Genomic DNA, 624 nt, shown 5'->3' on the forward strand with positions numbered 1-624 from the left:
GTCTATTCCGGCTTCTTCGATGCTGAATATGACGTTCTGTCCTCGGATCGCTTCGGTGATGTGACGGCGTTTGGTGAATTCATGTTCGCCCAGCGTTCCTCGCAGCAGCAGATGGCTCCGGTGGGTACCTTCTGGTTCCCGCTTGTTCCGGCCTTCCACCCGAACAACCCGACCGGTGAAGCTGTCTTCGTCGCCCGCCGTCTGGCGGAACTCGAATCGGGCCGCTTCTTCACGCAGGACGCTTCGTCCTGGCGTGGTGTCTTCGGCTTCGAAGGTACGCTGCCGGCCGGTATCTTCTGGGATACCTCGCTGTCCTATGGCCGCTATGTTGATGCTCGCGTCGTCGACGGTCAGGCCAACCCGATCCGTGCTGCAGAAGTGCTCTGTAATGACCCGGCCTCCATCGCTGCCGGTGCCTGTCAGACGCCTGCCAACCTGATCTGGGACCCGTTCCGCACCGGAACGCTGACCGACGAAATTGCGGACTACTTCCTGGTTCGCCACTCGCCGGTCTCGCGCCAGTCGCGTCTGTCCTTCCAGGCCAACATGTCGGGTGATCTCGGCGGTCTGGCTCTGCCGGGCGGTCCGATCGGCTGGGCTGTCGGTTATGAGCGCCGCCGTGAT

At 62.3% G+C, this 624-nt stretch carries 1 pseudogene; it reads left to right on the plus strand.

Annotated features, from left to right (window positions below):
* Positions 1 to 624 (plus strand): annotated as a pseudogene (locus V0U79_RS13755) (TonB-dependent receptor plug domain-containing protein); the annotation flags it as partial.

The organism is Hyphobacterium lacteum (genome assembly GCF_036330345.1).
GTDB classification, from domain to species: Bacteria; Pseudomonadota; Alphaproteobacteria; order Caulobacterales; family Maricaulaceae; genus Hyphobacterium; species Hyphobacterium lacteum.